Genomic DNA, 23,839 nt, shown 5'->3' with positions numbered 1-23,839 from the left:
CGGTCCAGTTGGGCCATCAAACGGAATGGATTCCTAGTTTCGTCGACGTGCCATCACGTACCCGTCCCGCCGACGCCCCGCTCCGGATCGCCGTTGTCGCGGATTCCGACACCCGGTGGAAATGGGGCGCCCTCACCGCCCGCCGGATAGCCGAGCGCGCACCCGAGCTCAGCGGCTTCCTGCTGCGCGGCCGGGCCACGCCCACCGCCCGGCAGCTCGCCGAGGTGGGTGAGGTCGGGGTCGCCGCCGACGCGCTGCGCGAGGTGACGATGGCCGCGTTCCTGCGGGCCGTCGAGCGGGAGCCGTACGACGTGGTGGTCCTCGCGCTGGTCGGCGGCGCGGCCCAGGCGGCACTGCACGGCCTCGCCCGGCTATGGCCGGGCCACACCTCCAGACCCGTCCTGGTCACCGGCTATGTGGGCGTCGTCTACGAGAAGCTGGCGGACGGGCTGCTGCTGCGGCACGGCGCCGACGTCGTCCTCGCCAACTCCCGCCATGACGCGGAGCGTTTCCGGGCGGTGTACGAGGGCGTGGGCGCCGACGCGTCGGCGGTGACCGAGGCCGCGCTGCCGTTCCTGGGCGGCGCGCCCTACCGTCCCGAACCCGGCCGCGAGACCGTCGTGTTCGCCGCCCAGCCGTCGGTGCCGGAGAGCCGCGCCGACCGGATGTATCTGCTGCGGCGCCTGGTCGGGCACGCCCGCCGCCACCCCGGCCGCGAGGTGCTGCTCAAGCTGCGCTCCAAGCCCGGCGAGCACACCACGCACATCGAGGAGCAGCCGTACCAGAAGCTGGCCCGGTCCCTCGACCTGCCGCCCAACTTCCGTCTGGTGTACGGGAACATGGGCGAGGTCCTGGACCGCACCGACCTGCTGGTCACCGTCTCCTCGACCGCCGCCCTGGAATCCCTGCACCGCTCGGTGCCGACCGCCGTCCTCACCGATCTGGGCGTCCGCGAGAACCTGGGCAACCACCACTTCATCGGCTCCGGCTGCCTCGCCTCCTGGGACCAGCTGGACGCCGGACACCGCCCCGCCCCCGACGCCCGCTGGCTCGCGGCGCAGGGAGTGGCCCCGGGCGCCGCGTACGCGACCGCCTTCGACGGCGTGCGCGAGCGGATCGCTGACCTGGTGTCCCGGCACCGACTCCCGCCCGTACAGCCCTACTACACACCCGCCACCGCGCCCGGATACCTCCCGGGCCTTCTCGCCCGCCACCACCTCGCCCCCGACGGCACCCCGCTGCCGGGCGCCGCGCCCGAAGCGGAGGCCACCGGCGTACGCCGTCTGGTGCGCGACGCGGTACGGGACGCGGCCCGCGGGGCCTACCGCCACGGCGTCCAGCGCGTGGCCCCGGTCATCCGCCGGATGGGAGAACTGTGACCCCGCCTTACGAGACCTCGCCCGTCACGACCCCGACCACGGCCGCGCCGCGGCAGGCAACGCCCGCGCGCCGCAAGGTCCTCGCCGTCATCCCCGCCCGCGGCGGCTCCAAGGGCGTCCCCGGCAAGAACCTCGCCCCGGTCGGCGGCGTCCCGCTGGTCGTCCGGGCCGTACAGGCCTGCCTCGCCGCGCGGTATGTCACGGACGTCGCCGTCTCCACGGACGACCCGGGCATCGCGGCCGCGGCCGCCGCCGCCGGGGCGCACGTCGTGGTGCGGCCCGCCGCCATCGCGGGGGACACCGCCTCCAGCGAGGCGGCCGTGCTGCACGCGCTTGAGGGCCACGCGGACGCCGAAGTCGTCCTGCTCGTCCAGTGCACCAGCCCGTTCCTCAGCCACGAGGACGTCGAGGGCGTCGCCGAGGCCGTCGTCGTGGACGGCGCCGACACGGCGGTCACCGTCGCCCCCTTCCACGGCTTCGTCTGGCGCGAGTCGGCACAGGAGGGCGGCCGGGGCGGCGAGGGCCTGGGCCACGACAAGGCGTTCCGCCCGCGCCGCCAGGACCGCCCGCAGGACTTCCTGGAGACCGGCGCCGCGTACGCCATGGACGCGGCCGGATTCCGCACCCACAAGCACCGCTTCTTCGGCCGCACCGCGCTCGTACGCACCGACCCCGCGCGGGTCCTGGAGATCGACGACCCGCACGACCTGGCCCGCGCGCGGGCGCTCGCGCCGCTGCTCGACCCGGTCCGCACCCCGGTCCGCGAGGACGTCGACGCGGTCGTCCTGGACTTCGACGGCACCCAGACCGACGACCGGGTGCTCATCGACGCCGACGGCCGCGAACTGGTCGCCGTGCACCGGGGTGACGGGCTCGGGATCGCGGCCCTGCGCCGCGCCGGTCTGAAGCTGCTGATCCTGTCCACCGAGCAGAACCCGGTGGTCGCCGCCCGCGCCCGCAAGCTCAAGATCCCCGTGCTGCACGGCATCGACCGCAAGGACCTCGCGCTCAAGCAGTGGTGCGAGGAGGCGGGGATCGACCCGGCGCGGGTGCTCTACGCGGGCAACGACGTCAACGACCTGCCCTGCTTCTCCCTCGTCGGCTGGCCGGTCGCGGTCGCCGACGCCCATGACTCCGTACGCGCCGCGGCGCGCGCGGTCACCGCCACCCCCGGCGGCGAGGGCGCGATCCGCGAGATCGCCGCCTGGCTCCTCGGACCCGAGCTCCACCACACCCCTCAGCACCACCCCACCCCCTCCTCGCAGCTCCACAACTCCCCCGCCCAGTAAGGAATCACCCTCATGAGCAACCGTCTGCGCACCTTCGGCAGCCGCACCGCCGGACCGGGTCAGCCGGTGTACGTCACCGGTGAGATCGGCATCAACCACAACGGTGACCTGGGCAACGCCCTCGCCCTGATCGACGCCGCCGCCGACGCGGGCTGCGACGCCGTCAAGTTCCAGAAGCGCACGCCGGAGATCTGCACCCCGCGCGACCAGTGGGACATCGAGCGCGACACCCCGTGGGGCCGGATGACCTACATCGACTACCGCCACCGGGTGGAGTTCGGCGAGTCGGAGTACCGCGCCATCGACGAGCACTGCAAGAAGCGCGGGATCGACTGGTTCGCCTCCCCGTGGGACACCGAGGCTGTCGCGTTCCTGGAGAAGTTCGACCTGCCGGCCCACAAGGTCGCCTCCGCCTCGCTCACCGACGACGAGCTGCTGCGCGCCCTGCGTGCCACCGGCCGCACGGTCATCCTCTCCACCGGCATGTCCACCCCGAAGCAGATCCGCCACGCCGTCGAGGTCCTGGGCAGCGACAACATCCTGCTCTGTCACGCCACCTCCACGTACCCGGCGAAGGCCGAGGAGCTCAACCTGCGGGTCATCAACAGCCTGATGGCCGAGTACCCCAACGTCCCGATCGGCTACAGCGGCCACGAGACGGGCCTGCAGACCACGCTGGCCGCGGTCGCCCTCGGCGCCGCCTTCGTCGAGCGCCACATCACCCTGGACCGCGCGATGTGGGGCTCGGACCAGGCCGCCTCCGTCGAGCCGGGCGGCCTGCAGCGCCTGGTCCGCGACATCCGCACCATCGAGGCCGCGCTCGGCGACGGCGTCAAGAAGGTGTACGAGTCGGAGCGCGCCCCGATGAAGAAGCTGCGCCGGGTCGCGGGCGTCGTCGCCGAGGCCGAGGCCGCCGAGGCCGACCGCGCGCCGGTCGCGGTCTGAGCCGGGCCGGCCGCCGTGCCTCCTCGGGACACCTGCGCCACGATCGCCTTCGTGGAGAGCCCGGTCCAGCTGCTCAACGTGCTGGAGTGGGCCCATTCGACGCGCCCGCTCCTGAACGGTGTGCCGGCCCAGCGGACCGGCCCCGAGGACACGGCGGCCGTCCACGACGACCTCACCGTGGTCGTCCTGTCGCCCACCGACCCGATGTCGCGCGGCCAGCTGCGCCGGATGGCGGAGCTGGCCCGTGACGAGGGCATGCGGGTGCGCTGGGAGGAGGCGCGCGACGGGGCGCTCGCGCCGCTGCGCACCATCGGCGGGCTCTCCTCGCTGCTGCGCGGCGCCGAGCGGATCGTCATCGGCGACCCGTTCTCGCGCTATGTGCAGCTGCTGCTGACCGTGGCGCGCTCGCGCGACCTGGTCGTCGTCGACGACGGCACGGCCACCATGGAGTTCGTCTCCCAACTGGCCAGTGGCGAGCGGCTGGTGCGCTGGCACCGGCGCGGCAGCCGGGCCGGGGCGCGCGATCTGCTCTTCGCACCGGTGGCGGCCTCCGCGCGCCGCCGCCTCACCCCGTCGCGCAGCCGTACGGTCGAGGTGTTCAGCGCGATGCCCGTTCAGGCCCCCGAGGCGGTCACGGTCACCCGCAACACCTTCGGCTGGACCCGCGCCCGGTTCGGCCCGCCGCGCATCACCAAGGGCGCCGACCTGGTGGGCACCTCGCTGGTGGAGACGGGCGTGGTCGACCCCGAGCGCTATCTGGAGGCGGTCGCGTCGCTGGCCCGCACCCATGGCGTGACCCGCTACTTCGCCCACCGCCGCGAGTCCACCGAGAAGCTGCGCACGCTGCACGCCCGTACCGGTCTGGAGATCGTACGACCGGACCTGCCGCTCGAACTCATCGCCCGCCGGGGCCCGGTGGGCGGCACCGTCCTGAGCTTCCCGTCCACCGTCGTCCACACCCTGCCGCCCGCGCTCGCCGGCACCGGCGTGCGCCTGCTCGTCTGCGACATCGACCCCGAATGGCTCACCGAGAAGGCGTCCCCGCGCGCTCAGGGCTTCCTCGCGGACGTGACCGGCACGGCCCGCGACGCCCATGGCCTGCGCATGGTGGCGGCCCGGCCGCCGGACTGCCTGACCGCCTGAACACCCGTACAGCGTGAACGCCTGTGCGAACCGGGTGCGGCCGGGGCCTGAGACGGCGCTGAGAGCCCGCTGAGAGGGGGCTGCGACATGGCTGGCACGGAGCTGAGAACCGGGCGCCGAGTTTACCCAGCCCGCGCGGGCGATATGCGTCCGGTGGCCAGGATTCTTTCCCCTATCGGGCTGAACTTTTGTTGATCGCCGGTTAGTTGGCCCCTGAAGGGGCCTACCCTTCAACAGGTGAACCAGTTGATGTCGCGCGCCTCCGACGAGTCCGAAGCCGATCTGCCCGGGGAAGCTCCGCTTCCCGGCGTGCTGCCCGAGTCGCTGCGCGCCGAACTCATCGCATTCCGCCGGGACTTGCACATGCACCCCGAGCTCGGGAACCAGGAGTTCCGGACCACTGCGGCGATCAAGAAGCGCCTTGAGGCGGACGGGCTCAAGCCACGGGTGCTGCCGACCGGGACCGGACTCGTGTGCGACATCGGCACGGAAGGGGCGCGAAGCTCGGATAAGGGTGGTGGCGGGCGACGGGCGGGCGGTGTGCGGCCCATGCTCGCCATCCGGGCGGACATCGACGCGCTGCCGATCCCGGACGCCAAAGTCAACACGCCGTACCGCTCGACCGTCCCCGATCGGGCGCATGCCTGCGGCCACGACATCCACACCACCGTGGTGCTCGGCACCGGTCTGGTGCTCGCCGCGCTGGAGCGGCAGGGCCTGCTGCCGCACCCGGTCCGGCTGATCTTCCAGCCCGCCGAGGAGGTGCTGCCCGGCGGCGCCGCCGACGCGATCCTGGGCGGCGTGCTCGACGGCGTGGGGAAGATCATCGCGGTGCACTGCGACCCGCGCGTGGACGCGGGCCGGATCGGGCTGCGGGTCGGGGCGATCACCTCCGCCTGCGACCGCCTGGAGATCGCCCTGGCCGGGCCCGGCGGCCACACCGCCCGGCCGCATCTGACCACCGACCTGGTCACCGCCGCCGCCCGCGTGGTCACCGACGTCCCCGCGCTGCTGGCCCGCCGGATCGACGCGCGCGCCGGGCTCGCGGTGACCTGGGGCCGGATCGACGCGGGCCACGCCTGCAACGTCATCCCGATGCGTGCCGAGCTGGCCGGAACTGTTCGGTGCCTGGACCTTGACGCCTGGCGCGACGCGCCCGACCTGGTACACGCCGCCATCGACGAGATCGCCACCCTGCACCGGGCCAAGTCGGAGATCACGTACGTACGAGGGGTGCCGCCGGTCGTCAACGACGCGGCGGTGACCGAACTCCTGCGCGAGGCTCAGACGGCGCGCCGAGGGGCGTTCGCGATCGAGGACACCGAGCAGAGTCTGGGTGGCGAGGACTTTTCCTGGTACCTGGAGCATGTGCCGGGTGCGATGGCCCGCCTCGGCGTGCGGACCCCGGGCTCCAATGCCCGCCTTGACCTGCATAGGGGTGATTTCGACGCCGATGAGGCGGCCATCGAGGTCGGAGTCGAGCTGTTCACTGCCGCTGCGCTGCTGGAAGGACACCGTTCGTAACCGGACACTTCATCCCCTGTTCGCGACGATCCGATAACGGCTTCCGAACAGGTCTTTACGCGACATCTACGCGCGTTACGATCCGACGCGAAACCAGCGCCGGTAGGGGCGCTCTCGGTTCGTTTTGAAGGGACCTCCTCGTGCGCCGGGTATCCAAGATCGCTGCGGCCGGTATCGCCACCGCCGCGCTCGCGCTTTCCGCCACCGCGTGTGGCAGCACGTCCTCCGAGAAGGACAAGGGCTCCTCCGCGTCGTCCAGCGCGGGCGGCAAGGGTGTCAAGGTCGGTGTCGCGTACGACGTCGGCGGCCGTGGCGACCACTCGTTCAACGACTCCGCCGCGCGCGGCATCGACAAGGCCAAGGGTGAGTTCGGCGGTGACATCAAGGAGCTGACCGCCAAGACCACGGACACCGAGGCCGACCGCATCCAGCGCCTCACCGACCTGGCCCAGGCGGGCTACAACCCGGTCATCGGCATCGGCTACGCCTACGCCAACTCGATGAAGCAGGTCGCCGGCAAGTTCCCGAAGGTCACCTTCGGCATCGTCGACTCCGTCGTGGACGCGCCGAACGTCGACAGCATCACCTTCACCGAGGAGCAGGGCTCCTACCTCGCGGGTGTCGCCGCGGCGCTGAAGTCGAAGTCCGGCCACGTCGGCTTCATCGGCGGTGTGGACGTCCCGCTCATCAAGAAGTTCGAGGCGGGCTTCGTCCAGGGCGTCAAGGACACCAAGCCGTCCGACGACGTCCAGGTCCAGTACCTGTCGCACGGTTCGGACACCTCCGGCTTCGCCAGCCCCGACAAGGGCAAGGAAGCCGCCCAGGGCATGCTCGACAAGGGCACGGACGTCATCTACACCGCCGCCGGCTCCTCCGGCACCGGCGCCATCGAGGCCGTCGCGGGCAAGAAGGGCGCCTGGGCGATCGGCGTCGACTCCGACCAGTACAACCAGGCGTCGCTCGGCAAGTACAAGGCGTCGATCCTGACCTCGGTCGTCAAGAACGTCGACGTCGGCGTCTACGACCTGGTCAAGTCCGTCAAGGACGGCAAGCCGCTGACCGGCACCAACAGCTACTCGCTGGCCAAGGGCGGCGTTTCGCTCGCCACCAGCGGCGGCTTCATCGACGACATCAAGGCCCAGCTCGACGCGGCCCAGAAGAAGATCGTCGACGGCACGGTCAAGGTCAAGACCACCCCGTGACCCGGTCCGTGACCCGGCCTCCTCGCGGGGGCCGGCTCCGGTCACGGCACCTGTAGTGCACGGGCTCGGCGGGGAGGGTGAGCCCCCTCCCCGCCGAGCCCATAACGATGTGTCAACTCTACGCGCGTAGGCGGGAGTTGGCGCGCTAGCGTCACCACGCCCTCTGCCCCCACCCCCCTCCTTCTCGTAGGAGAGTGCGCCATCAACGCGTCCAGCCCTCCCGCCGTCGAACTGCGCGGCATCACCAAACGATTCCCCGGCGTCGTCGCCAACAAGGACATCGACATCACCGTCGCCAAGGGCACCGTCCACGCGCTGTGCGGTGAGAACGGTGCCGGCAAGTCGACCCTGATGAAGATCCTCTACGGCATGCAGAAGCCGGACGAGGGAACCATCACCGTCGACGGCGAGCAGGCGGTCTTCCACAGCCCCGCCGACGCCATCGCGCGCGGAATCGGCATGGTGCACCAGCACTTCATGCTCGCCGACAACCTCACCGTCCTGGAGAACGTGGTTCTCGGCGGCGAGAAGCTGTACGGCATCGGTGCCAAGGCCCGTAACAAGATCAAGGAGATCTCGGACGCGTACGGCCTCGGCGTGCGCCCCGACGCGCTCGTCGAGGACCTGGGTGTCGCCGACCGCCAGCGCGTCGAGATCCTCAAGGTCCTCTACCGCGGCGCCCGCACGCTGATCCTCGACGAGCCGACCGCCGTCCTGGTGCCCCAGGAGGTCGAGGCGCTCTTCGACAACCTGCGCGAGCTCAAGGCCGAGGGCCTGACCGTCATCTTCATCTCGCACAAGCTGGGCGAGGTCCTCAAGGTCGCCGACGAGATCACCGTCATCCGGCGCGGTACGACGGTGGGCACCGCCGACCCGAGGACCACCACCTCCAAGCAGCTCGCCGAGCTGATGGTCGGCAGCGAGCTCCCGTCCCCGGAGACCCGCGAGTCGACCGTCACCGATGTGGCGATGCTGAAGGTGGCCGGGCTCCAGCTGGCCGCGACCGACCCCGACGGGGTCGTGCGCGATGTTCTCTCCAACGTCTCGTTCACCATCCACAAGGGTGAGGTGCTGGGCGTCGCCGGTGTCGAGGGCAACGGCCAGGCCGAGCTCGTCGAGGCCATCATGGGCATGCGCGACCCGGACGGCGGTGTCATCACCCTCGACGACATCGACATCTCGCACGCGCCGACCCGCAAGCGCCGCGAGAGCGGCGTCGGCTACATCCCCGAGGACCGCCACCGCCACGGCCTGCTCCTGGAAGCGCCGCTGTGGGAGAACCGGATCCTCGGCCATGTCACCGAGCGCCCCAACTCCAAGGGCGGCCTGCTCGACAACCGGGCGGCCCGCGTCGACACCGAGCGGATCGTGCGCGAGTACGACGTGCGCACCCCCGGCATCGACGTCACCGCGGCCTCGCTCTCCGGCGGCAACCAGCAGAAGCTGATCGTCGGCCGCGAGATGAGCCACACCCCCAAGCTGCTGATCGCCGCGCACCCCACCCGGGGCGTGGACGTCGGCGCGCAGGCGCAGATCTGGGACCAGATCCGGGAGGCCCGCCGCGAGGGCCTCGCGGTGCTGCTGATCTCCGCCGACCTGGACGAGCTGATCGGCCTGTCCGACACCCTGCGGGTGATGTACCGCGGCCGCCTGGTCGCCGACGCCGACCCCGCCACGATCACCCCCGAGGAACTCGGCTCCGCGATGACGGGTGCGGCCTCCGGCCACCTGGAGCACGTTGAGGGCGAAGAGTCCGGTACGGACGGGGGAGAGGACCGATGAAGAAGCTCACCTCCAGGATCGACAAGGAGCGCCTGCTCCTCGCGATCGCGGCCCCGGTGCTCGCGGTGGTCGCCGCGCTCGTCGTGACGGCCGTGGTCATCCTGATCACCGGCAAGAACCCGTTCACGGCCTTCAACGACATGCTGTCGTACGGCTCGGCCAGTGACAGCCAGATCTACATCCTGAACAAGGCGACCACGTACTACCTGGCGGGCATCGCGGTGGCCATCGGCTTCCGGATGAACCTGTTCAACATCGGTGTGGACGGTCAGTACCGTATGGCGGCGTTCTTCGCGGCCGTCGCCGGCGGTGCCATGTCCCTGCCGGGCTTCCTCGCCATCCCGCTGATGATCATCGTGGCGATGCTGGTCGGCGCCATGTGGGCGGGCGTCGCGGGCATCCTCAAGGTGACCCGGGGCGTCAGCGAGGTCATCTCGACCATCATGCTCAACGCGATCGCGACCGCCGTCATCGCGTATCTGCTCCAGCCGGACCGCCTCGGCCAGCTCGACTCGGCGGGGACCCTGGTCTCCACCAAGCCGCTGCCGAAGGACTCCTGGTTCTTCACCATCGACACCGGCGCCGCCGGCACGCTCTGGGGCTTCATCTTCGTGGCCGCCCTCGCGGGCGTCGCCTACTGGTTCGTGCTCGGCCGCACCCGCTTCGGCTTCGACCTGCGGGCGGTGGGCCAGTCCGAGTCGGCGGCCGCCGCGAGCGGCGTCAGCGTCAAGAAGATGGTCGCCACCAGCATGGTCATCTCGGGTGCCGTCGCGGGTCTGGTCGGTCTGCCGACCCTGCTCAACGACAGCCACCAGTACGACAACAGCTTCCCGGTCGGCCTCGGCTTCACCGGTATCGCGATCGCGCTGCTCGGCCGCAACCACCCGCTCGGCATCGCGCTCGGCGCGCTCCTGTGGGGCTTCCTTGAGCGCACCACCAGCCACCTTGAGTTCATCGGCTTCGACAAGGAGATCCTCGGCGTGATCCAGGGCGTCATCGTCCTGTGCGTCGTCATCGCCTACGAAGTCGTCCGCCGCTACGGCCTGAAGCGCCAGCAGCAGCGCGTCGGCGCCGAGCTCGCGGCCCAGGCCGCCAAGTCCGACCAGCAGGAGGTGACGGCATGAGCGTCACGACCGACACGACCACGACCCCGCCTCCGGCCGGGGTCAAGCGCGGCAACATGAAGCGCAAGGCGTCCCTCGCGCAGATCCTGCTGATCGTCGCGGGCGCCCTGCTCCTGGTCTCCGCCGTGCGCATCATCACCGGCGCCGACCAGCTCACCTCCGGCGGCCAGATCAGCGCCGCCCTCGGCCTCGCCGTGCCGATCGGCCTCGCGGGCCTCGCGGGCCTGTGGTCCGAGCGGGCCGGTGTGGTCAACATCGGCCTCGAAGGCATGATGATCCTCGGCACGTTCGGCGCCGGCTGGGTCGGCTGGCAGACCAGCCCCTGGCTCGGCCTGCTCGCCGGTGTCGGCTTCGGCGTGCTCGGCGGTCTCGTCCACGCGGTCGCCACGATCACCTTCGGCGTCGACCACATCGTCTCCGGTGTGGCCGTCAACCTGCTGGCGCTCGGCGCCACGCAGTACATGGCCAAGCTCTTCTTCAACGAGGGCGACGCGGCGACCAAGGGCGGCAACCCCAAGCAGTCGCCGCCCGCCGACGCGCTGCCCAGCTTCACGATCCCGGGTCTGTCGTCCGGTCTCCACTCGATCGAGAAGCACCACTGGTTCCTGGTCTCGGACCTCGCCGGCATCCTCGGCGGCCTGGTCACCGACGTCTCCTGGGTCACCGTCCTCGCGGTGGCACTCTTCGTCGGCACCTGGTGGCTGCTGTGGAAGACCGCGTTCGGTCTGCGGCTGCGCTCCTGCGGTGAGAACCCGGTGGCCGCCGAGTCCCTCGGCGTCAACGTCTACTCGTACAAGTACGCGGCGGTCGCCGTCTCCGGCGGTCTCGCCGGGCTCGGCGGCGCGTTCCTCGCGCTCGTCACCTCGCACATCTACCTGGAGGGCCAGACCGGCGGCCGCGGCTACATCGGTCTCGCCGCGATGATCTTCGGCAACTGGCGGCCGGGCGGACTCGCCATGGGCGCCGGCCTGTTCGGCTTCTCCGACGCCCTCCAGCTGCGCAACGGCGGCGAGACCGTCCACGCGCTGCTGCTGCTCCTGGTGGTCCTGCTGGGCCTCCTGGCGGCCTGGAAGGCGTACAAGAAGGCCCTGGTCCAGGCCGGTGTGAGCGCGGTCGTCGCCGTGGTCATCCTGGTCTGGTACCTGATGACCGACACGGTCCCCGGCGACTTCGTCGGCGCCACGCCGTACGTCGTCACGCTGCTCGTGCTCTCGCTGTCCGCGCAGCGCCTGCGGATGCCCAAGGCCGACGGCATGCGCTACCGCAAGGGCCAGGGCAAGTGAGTACGCCCGCCGTCGACTGGGAAGCCCTGCGCGAGGCCGCCCGGGACGCCATGTCCCGCGCGTACGCCCCGTACTCGGGCTACCCGGTCGGCGCGGCGGCGCTGGTCGACGACGGCCGCACCGTCACCGGCTGCAACGTCGAGAACGCCTCGTACGGACTCGCGCTGTGCGCCGAGTGCGGCCTGGTCTCGGCGCTGCGCCTGGGCGGCGGCGGCCGGCTGACGCACTTCGTCTGCGTCGACGGCCAGGGCGCCGCCCTGGTGCCCTGCGGCCGCTGCCGCCAGCTCCTGTTCGAGCACGGCGGGCCGGAGCTGCTGGTGGAGACCCCGGAAGGGATCCTGCCGCTCTCCGCGATGCTCCCGCAGGCCTTCGGCCCGGACCATCTCAGGACGGGCCCGCTCAACTGACCACGGCGGCCCCTTCGTTGCCGATCGGCGATGGAGGGGCCGCCCTCGTCACCCCTCTCTATGCGCGTAGAGTCGCGTGTACCGTACGGACGAACCGCACTTGCCGGAAGGAATGTCATGGACGTCATCTCCGTCATCCGCACCAAGCGAGACCGGGGCGAGCTGAGCCCCGAGCAGATCGACTGGGTCATCGACGCGTACACGCGCGGTGTCGTGGCCGACGAGCAGATGTCGGCGCTGGCGATGGCGATCCTGCTCAACGGCATGAACCGCACCGAGATCGCCCGTTGGACCGCCGCGATGATCGCCTCCGGCGAGCGGATGAACTTCGACGCCCTCTCGCGGCCCACCGCCGACAAGCACTCCACCGGCGGCGTCGGCGACAAGATCACGCTGCCGCTCGCCCCGCTGGTCGCCGCGTGCGGCGCGGCCGTGCCGCAGCTGTCGGGCCGGGGCCTGGGCCACACCGGCGGCACCCTGGACAAGCTGGAGTCCATCCCCGGCTGGCGCGCGCTGCTCTCCAACGAGGAGATGCTGAACGTCCTGGACACCACCGGCGCGGTCATCTGCGCGGCGGGCGACGGCCTGGCCCCCGCCGACAAGAAGCTGTACGCGCTGCGCGATGTGACCGGCACCGTCGAGGCGATCCCGCTCATCGCCTCCTCGATCATGTCGAAGAAGATCGCCGAGGGCACCGGCTCGCTGGTCCTGGACGTCAAGGTCGGCACCGGCGCCTTCATGAAGACCATCGAGGACGCCCGTGAACTGGCCTCCACCATGGTCGCGCTCGGCACCGACAGCGGTGTGAAGACGGTCGCCCTGCTCACCGACATGTCCACCCCGCTCGGCCTCACGGCCGGCAACGCCCTCGAAGTGCGCGAGTCCGTCGAGGTGCTGGCCGGCGGCGGCCCGCAGGACGTCGTCGACCTCACCCTGTCGCTGGCCCGCGAGATGCTGGACGCGGCCGGGATCAAGGACGCCGACCCCGAGAAGGCCCTCGCGGACGGCTCGGCGATGGACGTCTGGCGCCGGATGATCGCGGCCCAGGGCGGCGACCCGGACGCGACCCTGCCGGTCGCCCGCGAGCAGCACGTCGTGACCGCCCCGAGCTCGGGCGTCCTGACCCGCCTCGACGCGTACGACATCGGCGTCGCCGCCTGGCGCCTGGGCGCGGGCCGGGCCCGCAAGGAGGACCCGGTGCAGGCGGGCGCGGGCATCGAGCTGCACGCCAAGCCCGGCGACACGGTCACGGCCGGCCAGCCGCTGCTCACCCTGCACACGGACACCCCCGAGAAGTTCGACTACGCGCTTCAGACGCTGGGCGCGTCGTACGACATCGCCCCGGCGGGCACCGCGTTCACCGCGAACCCGATCGTGCTCGACCGGATCGCCTGACACCCCCGTACCACCCTCCACGAGCCCGGCGCGCCTCCCCGCCGCCGGGCCCGGCCCTCGGCCGGATCCGGTCCGTCCACCGGGTCCGGCCGATGAGTTTTCCGACGGCGCCGGGTCTGACTCGTGTGCACCCCACCGATCCCGCCCCCGTGCTGGTCATGCCGGCCCGGCTGGCCTTCATCGATGTCCCGCCGCTGTGCGCCCAGTTGGAGGCGCTGTACGCGGCGGGATCGGCCGAGGTGGTCTGCGACCTGGGCGCGCTGATCCGGGCCGACCTGACGGCGGTGGAGACGGTCGCCCGGCTGCGCCTGACCGCCGCGAGGGCGGGTGGGCGGCTCACGATACGCAACGCGGGACCGGGGCTTGTGGCGTTGCTGACCCTTGTGGGGTTGGTGGAGTAGCCGTACCGCAGGCGAACAACGACCTACCGCTCGTCATCCAGCCGCTCCGGCAACCCGAACAGCGGGAACCACCGGGCCGTGTCCAGGAACGCGTTGAGCCCGGATATCTTCCCGTCCGCGATCTCCACCACCTGAAGCGCCCACGGCTCATGCCGCCCGCCGGGGCCACTGGGCCGGTACTGCCCGAACGCCGGGGTGCCGTTGGCGACGGTCGGCACCAGCCGCGACCCCCGGCAGCCGCTACCGCACCCCAGATGCCACGCCACGATGTCCTCCTGTCCCCGCAGCCACAGGTCGTACGGCGGCATGGACAGCGTCGCGTCCTCGTGGAGCAGGGCGGTCAGGGCCGTCATGTCGTACCCCTCGAACGCCGCCACATAGCGGGCGAGCAGCCGCTGCTGGTCCTCGTCGAGCGGGTCCGCCGCGTCCGAGGCGCGCGGCTCCGACTCCGCCAGGGTCGAACGCGCCCGCTGGAGCGCGCTGTTGACCGACGCGACCGTCGTCCCGAGCAGCTCCGCGACCTCGCTCGCCTTCCAGGCCAGCACCTCGCGCAGGATCAGCACCGCCCGCTGCCGGGGCGGCAGATGCTGGAGGGCCGCGACGAAGGCGAGCCGCACGCTCTCGCGCGCGACCGCCGTCTCGGCCGGGTCGTCGACCGCCGTCGGCAGCACGCGCGCGTCCGGCACCGGCTCCAGCCAGGTCACCTCCGGCCGCGAGTTCAGCACCGCCGAGGACGCCGTCTGCGGGGCCGTGAGGTCCATCGGGCGGGCCCGCTTGCCGCTCGCGCTCAGCATGTCGAGGCAGACGTTGGTGGCGATCCGGTAGAGCCAGGACCGCAGGGACGAGCGGCCCTCGAACTTGTCGTAACTGCGCCACGCCCGTACCAGCGTGTCCTGTACCGCGTCCTCCGCCTCGAAGGCCGAGCCGAGCATCCGGTAGCAGTACCCCGTCAGCTCGACCCGGTGCCTCTCCAAGCGTGCGTCCAGGTCCGTCGTCGTTGACAGATCACTCATCGCGTCCACCCCAGGTCGCCCATGTGCTCCAGCTCTTCGGAAGCTACAGGAGCCCACTGACAATCGCGCCTCGGGCGGACGTTTCAGCAGGTCACATGAGGCGTGGCGAGTCGGCGCTCGACCCTGGCCGCGTGGCTGCCGTACAGCGTCACCGAGACCACGCCGAGGACCGCGAGCAGGCCGAGCAGGACCGTGGCGGGCCAGCCGCCCGCGTGGAAGGCGATCGCCCCGAGCGTGCCGCCCGCGCTGCTGCCCAGGTAGTACGCGCTCTGGTAGAGCGCGGAGGCCTGCGCGCGGCCGCGCTCGGCGGTGCGGCTCACCGAGGAGGAGGCCACCGCGTGGCCCGCGAAGAACCCGGCGGTGATCAGGACCAGGCCCGCCAGGATCGCGGCCAGCGCGTCGAGCAGGCTCAGCATCAGCCCGGCGGCCGTCGTCGAGACGGCCAGGTACAGCGCGCCCCGGCGGCCGAGGCGTGCGACCAGCTGACCGGCGGCGGCCGACGAGACCGTACCGACCAGATAGACCAGGAAGATCGAGCCGACGACGCCCTGCGGGAGGTGGAAGGGCGCGGCGGTGAGCCGGTAGCCGATCACCGTGTAGACGGCGCCGAAGACGGTCATGAAGAGCGCGCCGATCGCGTACAGCCGGACCAGCAGCGGGTTGGCGAGGTGTCCCCGCACCGTCGCCGCGAGGGCGCGCGGGTCGAGCGGGACCGCCGTGAAGTTACGGGACTTGGGGAGCAGCAGCCGGAAGGTCACCGCGCACACGGCGGCGAGCGCGCCCACCGCGAGCAGCGCCGCGCGCCAGCCCCACGCCTGGGCCACCCAGCCGGTCAGGATGCGGCCGCTCATGCCGCCGATGGAGTTGCCCGCGACGAACAGGCCGATCGCCGCGACCAGCGCCTTGGGCCGCACCTCCTCGGCGAGATAGGCCATGGCGGAGGCGGGCAGCCCCGCGAGCGCCGCGCCCTGGACCGCGCGCAGCGCCACCAGCCAGCCGACGTTCGGCGCGAACGGGACGAGCAGCCCCACCGCCACCGCGACCACCAGCGACACCGTCATCATCCGGGACCGCCCGAACCGCTCGGACAGCGCGCTCAGCGGCAGCACACACAGGGCCAGCGCGCCGGTCGCCGCCGACACGGTCCAGCTCGCCGCCGACGCGGAGACCCCCAAGTCGCCGGAGATCAGCGGGAGCAGGGCCTGGGTGGAGTAGAGGAGGGCGAAGGTGGCGACCCCGGCGGCGAAGAGCGCGAAGCTCATCCGGCGGTAGCCGGGGGCGCCCGGGGCGAGCTGAACGGGGGACGGCGCGGTGGAGGCACCCACGGTGGTGGGTGCCCCGGTACTGGCAGGAGGCATGTCTCGACCGTAGGCCCGCCGGTATTTATGCGTCCAATGCGAAAAGTGGCCATAATCGATTCACGTACGCATAAGCACAGCTCAGGCGGGTGTCTGTCATTGAACAGTAACGAAGAAGACATTGTCACGGTGCTCGCGCCCCGCCTCGCGTACTTCGCCGGGGTGGCCCGGCACGAGCACGTCACGCGCGCGGCGCACGAGCTCGGCGTGCCGCAGTCGACGCTCTCGCGCGCGATGGTGCGCCTCGAAGAGGACCTGGGGGTCGCGCTGTTCGCCCGCAAGGGCCGCACCGTCTCGCTCACCCCGGCCGGCCGCACCTTCCTCGGCTCGGCCGAGCGCGCGCTTGCCGAGGTCGAACGGGCCGCCGAGTCGGTGCGGGCCGACGCGGACCCGGCCACCGGCAAGGTCGCCTTCGGCTTTCTGCACACCATGGGCTCGGAGACCGTCCCGGGCCTCATCCGCGCCTTCCGCGTCGACCACCCCCGGGTGCGCTTCACGCTCGTGCAGAACTACGGCGAGGCGATGATCGAGCGGCTGCGCGCGGGCGAGCTGGACCTCTGTCTGACCTCGCCCGTCCCGGACGCGCCCGACCTCGTGGCCCGGCGCCTGGACGAGCAGCGGCTGCGGCTCGTCGTCCCCGACGACCACCGCCTGGCGGCCCGCAAGCGCGTCCGGCTCGCCGAGGCCGCCGACGAGACGTTCGTGACCCTGGAGCCCGGCTACGGGCTGCGTCGCATCACGGACGACCTGTGCGCCGAGGCGGGGTTCACGCCGAGGGTCGCGTTCGAGGGGGAGGAGGCGGAGACCCTGCGCGGTCTGGTGGCCGCCGGACTCGGGGTGGCCCTGCTGCCGCCGCCCGCCGTGGCCCGCCCGGGCGTCGTCGAGCTGACGGTGACGGCGCCGCGCGCGGTCCGCGAGATCGGCGTGGCCTGGCTGGACGGGCACCCGGACACCCCACCGGTGGCCGCCTTCAAGGCGTTCCTGCTGTCGCGGCGGGGGCAGTTGCTGCCGGAGTGAGCGCCTACGCGTACGTACGCGCGCGTGGCGGTCGTACGGCCCTTCACGCGCGCGTAGGGGGCGCCTCGGCCCTCACGCCCGCAGCGACTTGCCGAACCCCGCCGCCAGCGGCATCCGCAGGCCCAGCGGCGGTGGCGCGGCGAGCGCGTCGGCCACCGGGCGCGCGTACGGGTGCGCGAAGAGCGAACCGGCGACGAAGTCGGCCGCCAGATTGAGGACTTCGAAGCGGTGCTGACGTAACGCGTGTCCGTCGGAGTGGACCTCGAAGCGGCAGGTGTCGCGGTTCGTCTTCTTCGCGCGCGCCGCGAGCCGGAACGACAACTCCGGGTCGCTGCGCCGGTCGTTGGTGCCGTGCACGATCATCACCCGCCGCCCCACCAGCTGTTTCACCGGCTCCGACGTCGCCGCCAGATCGTCCTCCGGGAGCCAAGGGGCAAGGGAGAGCACGCAGTTGACCGCCGGGTGGCCCGCCGCGCGCAGCGCCGCCCGGCCGCCCATCCCCTGCCCGACGAGGCACACCGGCACGTCTCCGTAGCGCCGGACCACCTCGTCCAGCGCCCACTCGGCGTCCGCCGCCAGCCGTGCGTCGCCGCCGTTCCAGCCCCGGCCCCGGTAGTGGACGAGGTGCGCCACCAGGCCGTCGTCGCGGCCCGCGCGGGCCAGTCGGCGGGCCAACGGCAGTGCCGAGGCGTACGAAAGACGCGAAGGGCGGCGCGCCGAGACGGGATCGCCGTCGGGCAGCACCAGCGCCACGCCGTCGACCGACGAGCCGGCGCCAGCGGCGCTGACGGCCCGTCCGAGCCTGGCGGCAGGCTGGGGGATCGCAAGCTGAGCCATGGCAGAACAGTCTCAGAAGGCGAGGTGTACGCCACCCGTCCGCACGGTCACTGTTACGTATCGGCAACCCGTGGACTCCCGGTGATCTACGCGCGTAGGGGCTAGCATGCGCAGATGACGAGCCAGACCACCGACGTACCGACCCCGGACCAGATCCGCCGTGCCCCGAAGGTGCTGCTCCACGACCACCTCGACGGCGGTCTGCGTCCGGGAACCATCATCGACATCGCCCAAGAGACCGGGTATTCAGGTCTCCCGGAGACCGAGGCCGACAAGCTCGGCATCTGGTTCCGCGAAGCCGCCGACTCCGGTTCCCTGGAGCGGTATCTGGAGACGTTCGCGCACACCTGCGCCGTCATGCAGACCCGCGACGCGCTCTTCCGCGTCGCCGCCGAGTGCGCCGAGGACCTGGCCGAGGACGGGGTCGTCTACGCCGAGGTGCGCTACGCGCCGGAGCAGCACCTGGAGGCGGGGCTGACCCTCCAGGAGGTCGTGGAGGCCGTCAACGAGGGCTTCCGCGAGGGCGAGCGGCGGGCCCGCGCCAACGGCCACCGCATCCGCGTGGGGGCGCTCCTGACCGCCATGCGGCACGCCGCCCGCGCCCTGGAGATCGCCGAACTGGCCAACTCCTACCGGGACTCGGGCGTGGTCGGCTTCGACATCGCGGGCGCCGAGGCGGGCTTCCCGCCCACCCGCCACCTCGACGCGTTCGAGTATCTGAAGCGGGAGAACAACCACTTCACCATCCACGCCGGCGAGGCGTTCGGCCTGCCGTCCATCTGGCAGGCGCTCCAGTGGTGCGGCGCCGACCGGCTGGGCCACGGCGTGCGCATCATCGACGACATCGAGGTCGCCGAGGACGGCTCGGTGAAGCTGGGGCGGCTCGCCGCGTACGTCCGGGACAAGCGCATCCCGCTGGAGATGTGCCCGACCTCCAACCTCCAGACCGGCGCCGCCTCCTCGTACGCCGAGCACCCCATCGGACTGCTGCGCAAGCTGCACTTCCGGGCGACCGTGAACACCGACAACCGGCTGATGAGCGGCACCAGCATGAGCGAGGAATTCGAGCGGTTGACCGAGGCGTTCGGCTACACGCTCGACGACATGCAGTGGTTCACTGTCAATGCGATGAAATCAGCGTTCATTCCTTTCGACGAACGCCTCGCCATGATCAATGACGTGATCAAGCCGGGTTACGCCGAATTGAAATCCGAATGGCTGTTCCAGCAGACCTCTGCGACCAGCGGATCCTCCGCATCCATGGGCTGATCTGGTAAACCGCCGAAGCGGCCGGGAATCACCTTTCCCGGCCGTTTCTGTCATATTCGCGGGTTTGCGGGGCGCGCGGCGCCGTGACTAGCTTGCATAGCCGCTCACATCCCCTTCCCTAGGATGAATTCCAGATGAAGCAGTCTGCCGTCAAGACTCTCGGTGCCGCCGCCCTCGGTGTCGCCTTCGCCGCCGCCGCCGCGGGTACGGCCTCGGCCGCCCCCGCCGTGGCCGGAGTCCCCGACCTCCCGGCCGTGTCCGGGCTCACCAATGGGCTGCCCCTCCAGGCCGTCACCAACAAGCTCTCGCCCGGGGCTCCCCAGTCCCTGGCGGCCGGTCAGAACGCCCTGGCCAAGGGCGCGTCCGCGCTGCCGACCGGTGGCGCCGACCCGGTGGGCGGTCTCCTCGGCGGGCTGCCGGTCGGCGGCGCGCTGGGCGGTGGGCTGCCTCTCGGCGGCTGACGGCCCGATGGCCGAATCGCGCTGTTTCGCGGCGTGTTGAGGCGTTGTGGTGGGGCGCACATCCGGTTCCGGGTGTGCGCCCCACCGCGTATGTGTCAGGATCGCGGCTCGTACGCGGGGAATTGACAGGTGAGTAGGGTTGCGACGATGCGTGTGAAGGCGACTGGACTTGCCGTACTGACGGTGTCGGCGCTGCTGTTCACCGCCGCCTGCGGCGGCTCGTCCGGCGGCGGCTCCGACAACCGGGGCGCCACCGCCAGGCCGAACGGCGCCTCGTCCTCGGCCAAGACCCGCACCAGACTCCAGATGGCCGCCCTCGAACAGGGCGACGTCCCCGGCTACCAGGTCTCCGCCGACTCCGCGGCGACCGACCGGGCCCGGCCGCAGGCCGACAGGAAAGCCTGTCAGCCGCTCGCCGACATCATGGGCGACGAGCCCAACCCGCAGGCACGCGAGACCGTCAACCGGGGCCTCGGCTCGCAGCGCGCGCTCGGCCTCGCCGTCGCCGCCTCGCTCAGCTCGTACAACGAGAGCGACGCGCAGCGCCTGATCAAGGACCTGCGCACGGCCGTCGCCGGATGCCCGGGCTTCACCGCCGCGCTCGGCGGCGCCAGCAGTACGTACGCACAGGTGAAGGCGCGGCCGTACCGGATCGGCGGCGACGAGTCGGTCAGCTGGTCCGCGGCGTCCACGCAGGTGAACGTCACGACGCCGGTGCACATCGTCGTCGTCCGCCAGGGCCCCGTCATCGTGCGGTTCATGACGATCAACCTCGGGGCGCCCGTGCGCGGCAAGGCGCAGGAGCTGGTCGAGGTGCCCAGGGACGTGGCCGACAAGCAGCTGGCGAAGGTGCGCGAGGTACTGGGCTGAGAGCCCGCCCGCACCCCGGGGCTCACCAGGCGGCGCTGGGGCGCTTCTCGGCCGGGAAGAGGATCCACAGCGCTATGTAGAGCACGAACTGCGGGCCGGGCAGCAGGCACGACAGCAGGAAGATCACGCGCATCGTGGTCGCCGAGGTGCCGAAGCGCCGGGCCAGCGCCGCGCACACCCCGCCGATCATCCGTCCGTCACGGGGTCGGGCGAGGGTGGTCATCGTGGGGCTCCTTCAGGAGTGAGGTGGTGTGGTGCGATGCCTCAATCCTGGGGCCCGAACCGGGCAAAAGCCTCGGACTAGGGGGCGATCCCGACCCTGGGAATCGTCGGGGTCCGACCCTGAGCCGGTACGGGGACGGGGACGGGAGCGTCCCGTTCCTGCCGGTGCCGCAGCGCGATGCGCCCGAACGGCACCACGGCGATGTGCGCGAAGGCGACCCCGGCGGTGTTCAGGAGCAGCGCGTCCACGTCCGCGACCTGGCCCGGCACCCCGGTCTGCAGCAGCGCGATGCCGAGCGAGACGAGCGCGCCCGCGGCGGTCGTACGGAGCAGGGAGGCGACCGGGGAGACGTCCAGGCGCCCGCCCACCAGCGGCAGCAGCACGCCCAGCGGCGCGAGCAGCAGCAGCCCCTCGCCGAGCTGCCGCGCGGCCTCCAGGGGCCCGAGCGCCAGATCGGCCCGGATCCCGGCGAGCGGGGTGAGATTGGGAGCGGTCACCCACATGACGTCGCGGGGCCGCAGCGTGAGCCACGCCACGAGCACCAGATGCGCGAGCAGGAGAGCGCATCCCACCACGCGGAATTGGATGGCGGCGCTGCCGCCGAGACCATGACGCTGTTGCACGCCCCCCAAGACGCGCCGGGTCGCGCGATCGGTTCCGCGTTCCGGGGTACGGCGTTCCCGGAGCCCCTTTCCGATCCCTGGAAGGGGGCGCGGCGGCTGCTGGGGGCCGCCGGAGCCGAGCCCTGGCCCGGGACTCCGTCCCGCCCCGCTCAGGTGTGCAGCGCGTCGCCCAGGGTCGGGGAGGCGTCCGGGCGGGTCTTCATCTCCGCCGTGCAGGCGTAGCCGCGCGCGGGGTCCTCACCGGGGCCGCCCAGGACCACCTGCTGGGTGCCCGACGACGTCGGGGTGTTCTCCGCGTACGTGCACACGATCTGCGAGAGCGCGAGGGCCGGCAGGTCCTCGGGGCGGCGGCTCAGGCGCAGCGCGCCCGCCGGGTCGCCCTTGCGCGCGCCGGTGACCGTCAGCGGGCCCCGCACGTCCGTCGTGTACCCGGCGGCCTTCTCGTCGCCGGCCGGGGTGACCTCCAGCTCGCCCAGCAGCGCCTCGGCGAAGCGCAGCCGGTCCGCCGAGGCCCGGCCCTCCGGGATCCGCACCGACCGCTCGGCGGCGACCAGCTGGGCCCCGCAGACCAGATAGACCCGTACGGTCACGCCCTCGAACTGCGGCGTCACCGCGTTGCCCGGGAGCTCGCAGGGGACCCGGGAGGGGGCCGGCCCGGCGTCCACCGGAACGGCCGTGGGACGGATGCCGCAGCCCGTGGCGGCGCCGCCGAGCGCGAGCAGCGCGAGCGCCCCGCCGAGCAGCCGGGCGCGCCGGGACGGCGGCGCCGGTCTGAGCAGTCTCCTCACGCCTCCTCACCCCCACCGCGCGGCAGCCGCAGCACGAACACCGCGCCGCCCTCGGGCGAGTTCGCGGCGGTGATGTCGCCACCGTGGATGTGGGCGTTCTCCATGGCGATGGAGAGGCCCAGACCGCTGCCCTCGGAGCGCGGCCGGGACGCGCTCGCCTTGTAGAACCGGTCGAAGACGTGCGGCAGCACGTCCTCGGGGATGCCCGGGCCGTGGTCCCGTACGGAGATCACCAGTTCCTCGCCCTCCACCCGCACCGAGACCCGCACCGGGGAGCCGCCGTGCTTCAGCGCGTTCCCGATGAGGTTGGCCAGGATCACGTCCAGGCGGCGCGGGTCGAGCCGCGCCATGATGCCGCGTTCGGCGTCCAGGTCCACCGCGTCCAGCCACGCGCGCGCGTCGATGCACGCGGTGATCTGGTCGGCGATGTCGACGTTGTCGAGGACCAGTCTGGCGGTGCCGGCGTCGAAGCGGGTGACCTCCATCAGGTTCTCGACCAGGACGTTGAGCCGCCGGGTCTCCGACACGACCAGCTGCACGGCCGGCGCGATCATCGGGTCGAGGCTGTCCGCCTCGTCCTCCAGGACCTCCGTGACGGCGGTGAGCGCGGTCAGCGGCGTACGCAGCTCGTGCGACATGTCGGCGACGAACCGGCGGCTCGCCTCCTCGCGCGCGCTCATGTCGCTGACCTTCTTCTCCAGGCTCTCGGCGGTCTTGTTGAACGTGCGTGACAGATCGGCCAGTTCGTCCGTGCCCGAGACCCGCAGCCTGGTGTCGAGCTTGCCCTCGCCGAGCTGGCGGGCCGCGTCGCCGAGCCGCTGCACCGGCCGCAGCACGGTCGTCGCGGCGGCCTGCGCGAGCAGCGCGGAGCCGAGCAGCGCGAGGGCGGTGGCGATGCCGAGCGACCAGGCCAGCGAGTTGAGGTCCTGGCGCTCCTGGTCGAGCGAGGCCAGCATGTAGCCGGTCGCGCCGCCCCCGATGATCTTCGTGCCGCCCACCAGGTACGGCTTGCCGCGCAGGGTCCTGCGCTGCCAGAACAGGTGGTACGGATACGCGTTGCTGTCGGTGACCTTCTGCTTCTTGTCCACCGCCTCCTGGAGCGAGGCCGGTACGTCGTCGAGCGTGAAGCGGTCCACGTCGGACGCCCCGATGATCGGCTTGCCCGGGTCGCGCTGGTCCACCAGGAGCACCTGGTAGCCGGAGCTGACGTGGTAGCCGGAGCGGCTGCTCGCCGCCATCTGCTGGGCCGTCACCTGGAGGTCGTGCTCGGTGGGCTGGAGCGGCAGCGAGGCCGCCCGGTTCTGCATCTCCTGCCGGAAGTCGCCGAGCGCCGCGTCCTGCGTACGCACCAGGACGGCCTCGCGGTTGAGCCAGTACGCGATCCCCGACGCGGAGACGGCGGCGGTCAGCGCGACGAGCGCGAACACGACGACCAGACGCAGGCGCAGGCTGGTCCAGCGGAGGCCGGCGAGTATCGCCTTCTTCACGTTCCGAGACGCTGCTTTC

The 23,839-nt window shown here is 71.9% G+C and carries 23 protein-coding genes; 16 read left to right on the top strand and 7 right to left on the bottom strand.

The window, feature by feature from the left end; all coding sequences use genetic code 11:
• Positions 1 to 47: 47 nt before the first annotated feature.
• The 12 genes from ACGFRG_RS32650 to ACGFRG_RS32595 all read left to right on the top strand — a co-directional run bounded on the left by ACGFRG_RS32650 (position 48) and on the right by ACGFRG_RS32595 (position 13,874).
• Entirely contained in the window at positions 48 to 1,379 is a 1,332-nt protein-coding gene (locus tag ACGFRG_RS32650) for a DUF6716 putative glycosyltransferase (protein ID WP_393269809.1), read from the top strand.
• A gap of 89 nt (positions 1,380 to 1,468) precedes the next feature.
• Entirely contained in the window at positions 1,469 to 2,668 is a 1,200-nt protein-coding gene (locus tag ACGFRG_RS32645; RefSeq protein WP_361429781.1) for an acylneuraminate cytidylyltransferase, read from the top strand.
• A 12-nt stretch (positions 2,669 to 2,680) separates the two neighbouring features.
• Complete coding sequence (locus ACGFRG_RS32640; RefSeq protein WP_361429702.1) at positions 2,681 to 3,613, top strand: N-acetylneuraminate synthase family protein; 933 nt, start codon at positions 2,681 to 2,683, stop codon at positions 3,611 to 3,613.
• Between the two features lie 51 nt (positions 3,614 to 3,664).
• A complete protein-coding gene (locus tag ACGFRG_RS32635; protein WP_393269805.1) occupies positions 3,665 to 4,756 on the top strand; it encodes a hypothetical protein in 1,092 nt (363 codons plus the stop codon).
• Between the two features lie 249 nt (positions 4,757 to 5,005).
• Positions 5,006 to 6,280, top strand: coding sequence for an amidohydrolase (locus ACGFRG_RS32630; RefSeq protein ID WP_361429783.1), 1,275 nt, complete (start codon positions 5,006 to 5,008; stop codon positions 6,278 to 6,280).
• 140 nt (positions 6,281 to 6,420) lie between these two features.
• The gene (locus ACGFRG_RS32625) at positions 6,421 to 7,482 is read left to right on the top strand and encodes a BMP family ABC transporter substrate-binding protein (protein ID WP_361429706.1); all 1,062 of its coding nucleotides are present in this window, start codon (positions 6,421 to 6,423) and stop codon (positions 7,480 to 7,482) included.
• A 231-nt stretch (positions 7,483 to 7,713) separates the two neighbouring features.
• Positions 7,714 to 9,264: an ABC transporter ATP-binding protein gene (locus ACGFRG_RS32620; RefSeq protein WP_361429785.1), complete on the top strand. Its 1,551-nt coding sequence runs from the start codon at positions 7,714 to 7,716 to the stop codon at positions 9,262 to 9,264.
• Complete coding sequence (locus ACGFRG_RS32615; RefSeq protein ID WP_361429708.1) at positions 9,261 to 10,388, top strand: ABC transporter permease; 1,128 nt, start codon at positions 9,261 to 9,263, stop codon at positions 10,386 to 10,388. Before ACGFRG_RS32620 ends, ACGFRG_RS32615 begins: the two co-directional genes overlap by 4 nt.
• Complete coding sequence (locus tag ACGFRG_RS32610; RefSeq protein ID WP_393269801.1) at positions 10,385 to 11,671, top strand: ABC transporter permease; 1,287 nt, start codon at positions 10,385 to 10,387, stop codon at positions 11,669 to 11,671. The genes ACGFRG_RS32615 and ACGFRG_RS32610 overlap by 4 nt, the downstream gene beginning before the upstream one ends.
• Complete coding sequence (locus ACGFRG_RS32605; RefSeq protein ID WP_393269798.1) at positions 11,668 to 12,078, top strand: cytidine deaminase; 411 nt, start codon at positions 11,668 to 11,670, stop codon at positions 12,076 to 12,078. The genes ACGFRG_RS32610 and ACGFRG_RS32605 overlap by 4 nt, the downstream gene beginning before the upstream one ends.
• A 117-nt stretch (positions 12,079 to 12,195) precedes the next feature.
• Positions 12,196 to 13,473 carry a thymidine phosphorylase gene (locus tag ACGFRG_RS32600; protein WP_393269795.1) on the top strand — a complete coding sequence of 426 codons (1,278 nt, stop codon included), beginning with the start codon at positions 12,196 to 12,198 and terminating at the stop codon, positions 13,471 to 13,473.
• A gap of 92 nt (positions 13,474 to 13,565) precedes the next feature.
• A complete protein-coding gene (locus ACGFRG_RS32595; RefSeq protein WP_393269792.1) occupies positions 13,566 to 13,874 on the top strand; it encodes an STAS domain-containing protein in 309 nt (102 codons plus the stop codon).
• A 23-nt stretch (positions 13,875 to 13,897) separates the two neighbouring features.
• Here ACGFRG_RS32595 and ACGFRG_RS32590 read toward each other — a convergent pair whose 3' ends face one another.
• On the bottom strand, positions 13,898 to 14,887 hold the full coding sequence (locus ACGFRG_RS32590; protein ID WP_393269789.1) for a sigma-70 family RNA polymerase sigma factor: 990 nt from the start codon (positions 14,885 to 14,887) through the stop codon (positions 13,898 to 13,900).
• A gap of 83 nt (positions 14,888 to 14,970) precedes the next feature.
• A complete protein-coding gene (locus ACGFRG_RS32585) occupies positions 14,971 to 16,245 on the bottom strand; it encodes an MFS transporter (protein ID WP_361429718.1) in 1,275 nt (424 codons plus the stop codon).
• A gap of 36 nt (positions 16,246 to 16,281) precedes the next feature.
• Between ACGFRG_RS32585 and ACGFRG_RS32580 the strand changes: the two genes are divergently transcribed.
• The gene (locus ACGFRG_RS32580) at positions 16,282 to 17,262 is read left to right on the top strand and encodes a LysR family transcriptional regulator (RefSeq protein WP_393269786.1); all 981 of its coding nucleotides are present in this window, start codon (positions 16,282 to 16,284) and stop codon (positions 17,260 to 17,262) included.
• A 72-nt stretch (positions 17,263 to 17,334) separates the two neighbouring features.
• Here the strand turns inward: ACGFRG_RS32580 and ACGFRG_RS32575 are convergent, their stop codons facing one another.
• Entirely contained in the window at positions 17,335 to 18,099 is a 765-nt protein-coding gene (locus tag ACGFRG_RS32575; protein WP_361429722.1) for an alpha/beta hydrolase, read from the bottom strand.
• Between the two features lie 114 nt (positions 18,100 to 18,213).
• Here ACGFRG_RS32575 and ACGFRG_RS32570 point away from each other — a divergent pair, with 114 nt between their 5' ends.
• The 3 genes from ACGFRG_RS32570 (at position 18,214) to ACGFRG_RS32560 (ending at position 20,699) form a co-directional block, all read left to right on the top strand.
• A complete protein-coding gene (locus ACGFRG_RS32570; RefSeq protein ID WP_361429724.1) occupies positions 18,214 to 19,368 on the top strand; it encodes an adenosine deaminase in 1,155 nt (384 codons plus the stop codon).
• 134 nt (positions 19,369 to 19,502) lie between these two features.
• Entirely contained in the window at positions 19,503 to 19,829 is a 327-nt protein-coding gene (locus tag ACGFRG_RS32565) for an ATP-binding protein (protein ID WP_361429726.1), read from the top strand.
• A gap of 147 nt (positions 19,830 to 19,976) precedes the next feature.
• Positions 19,977 to 20,699 (top strand): hypothetical protein, encoded by a 723-nt coding sequence (locus ACGFRG_RS32560; RefSeq protein ID WP_393269781.1) that lies wholly within the window; start codon positions 19,977 to 19,979, stop codon positions 20,697 to 20,699.
• Positions 20,700 to 20,721: 22 nt separating this feature from the next.
• Here the strand turns inward: ACGFRG_RS32560 and ACGFRG_RS32555 are convergent, their stop codons facing one another.
• The 4 genes from ACGFRG_RS32555 to ACGFRG_RS32540 all read right to left on the bottom strand — a co-directional run bounded on the left by ACGFRG_RS32555 (position 20,722) and on the right by ACGFRG_RS32540 (position 23,820).
• Complete coding sequence (locus ACGFRG_RS32555; protein ID WP_361429730.1) at positions 20,722 to 20,922, bottom strand: PspC domain-containing protein; 201 nt, start codon at positions 20,920 to 20,922, stop codon at positions 20,722 to 20,724.
• A 77-nt stretch (positions 20,923 to 20,999) separates the two neighbouring features.
• Positions 21,000 to 21,494 carry a VanZ family protein gene (locus ACGFRG_RS32550; RefSeq protein WP_393269778.1) on the bottom strand — a complete coding sequence of 165 codons (495 nt, stop codon included), beginning with the start codon at positions 21,492 to 21,494 and terminating at the stop codon, positions 21,000 to 21,002.
• Between the two features lie 200 nt (positions 21,495 to 21,694).
• A complete protein-coding gene (locus ACGFRG_RS32545) occupies positions 21,695 to 22,333 on the bottom strand; it encodes a hypothetical protein (protein ID WP_361429734.1) in 639 nt (212 codons plus the stop codon).
• A complete protein-coding gene (locus ACGFRG_RS32540) occupies positions 22,330 to 23,820 on the bottom strand; it encodes a HAMP domain-containing sensor histidine kinase (protein WP_361429735.1) in 1,491 nt (496 codons plus the stop codon). Before ACGFRG_RS32540 ends, ACGFRG_RS32545 begins: the two co-directional genes overlap by 4 nt.
• Positions 23,821 to 23,839: the final 19 nt, after the last annotated feature.

The sequence above is a fragment of the Streptomyces sp. NPDC048696 genome, from assembly GCF_043198895.1.
Taxonomy (GTDB): domain Bacteria; phylum Actinomycetota; class Actinomycetes; order Streptomycetales; family Streptomycetaceae; genus Streptomyces.
The sequence above is the reverse complement of the archived record's forward strand: the minus strand, read 5'-3'. Positions and strand labels throughout refer to the sequence as shown.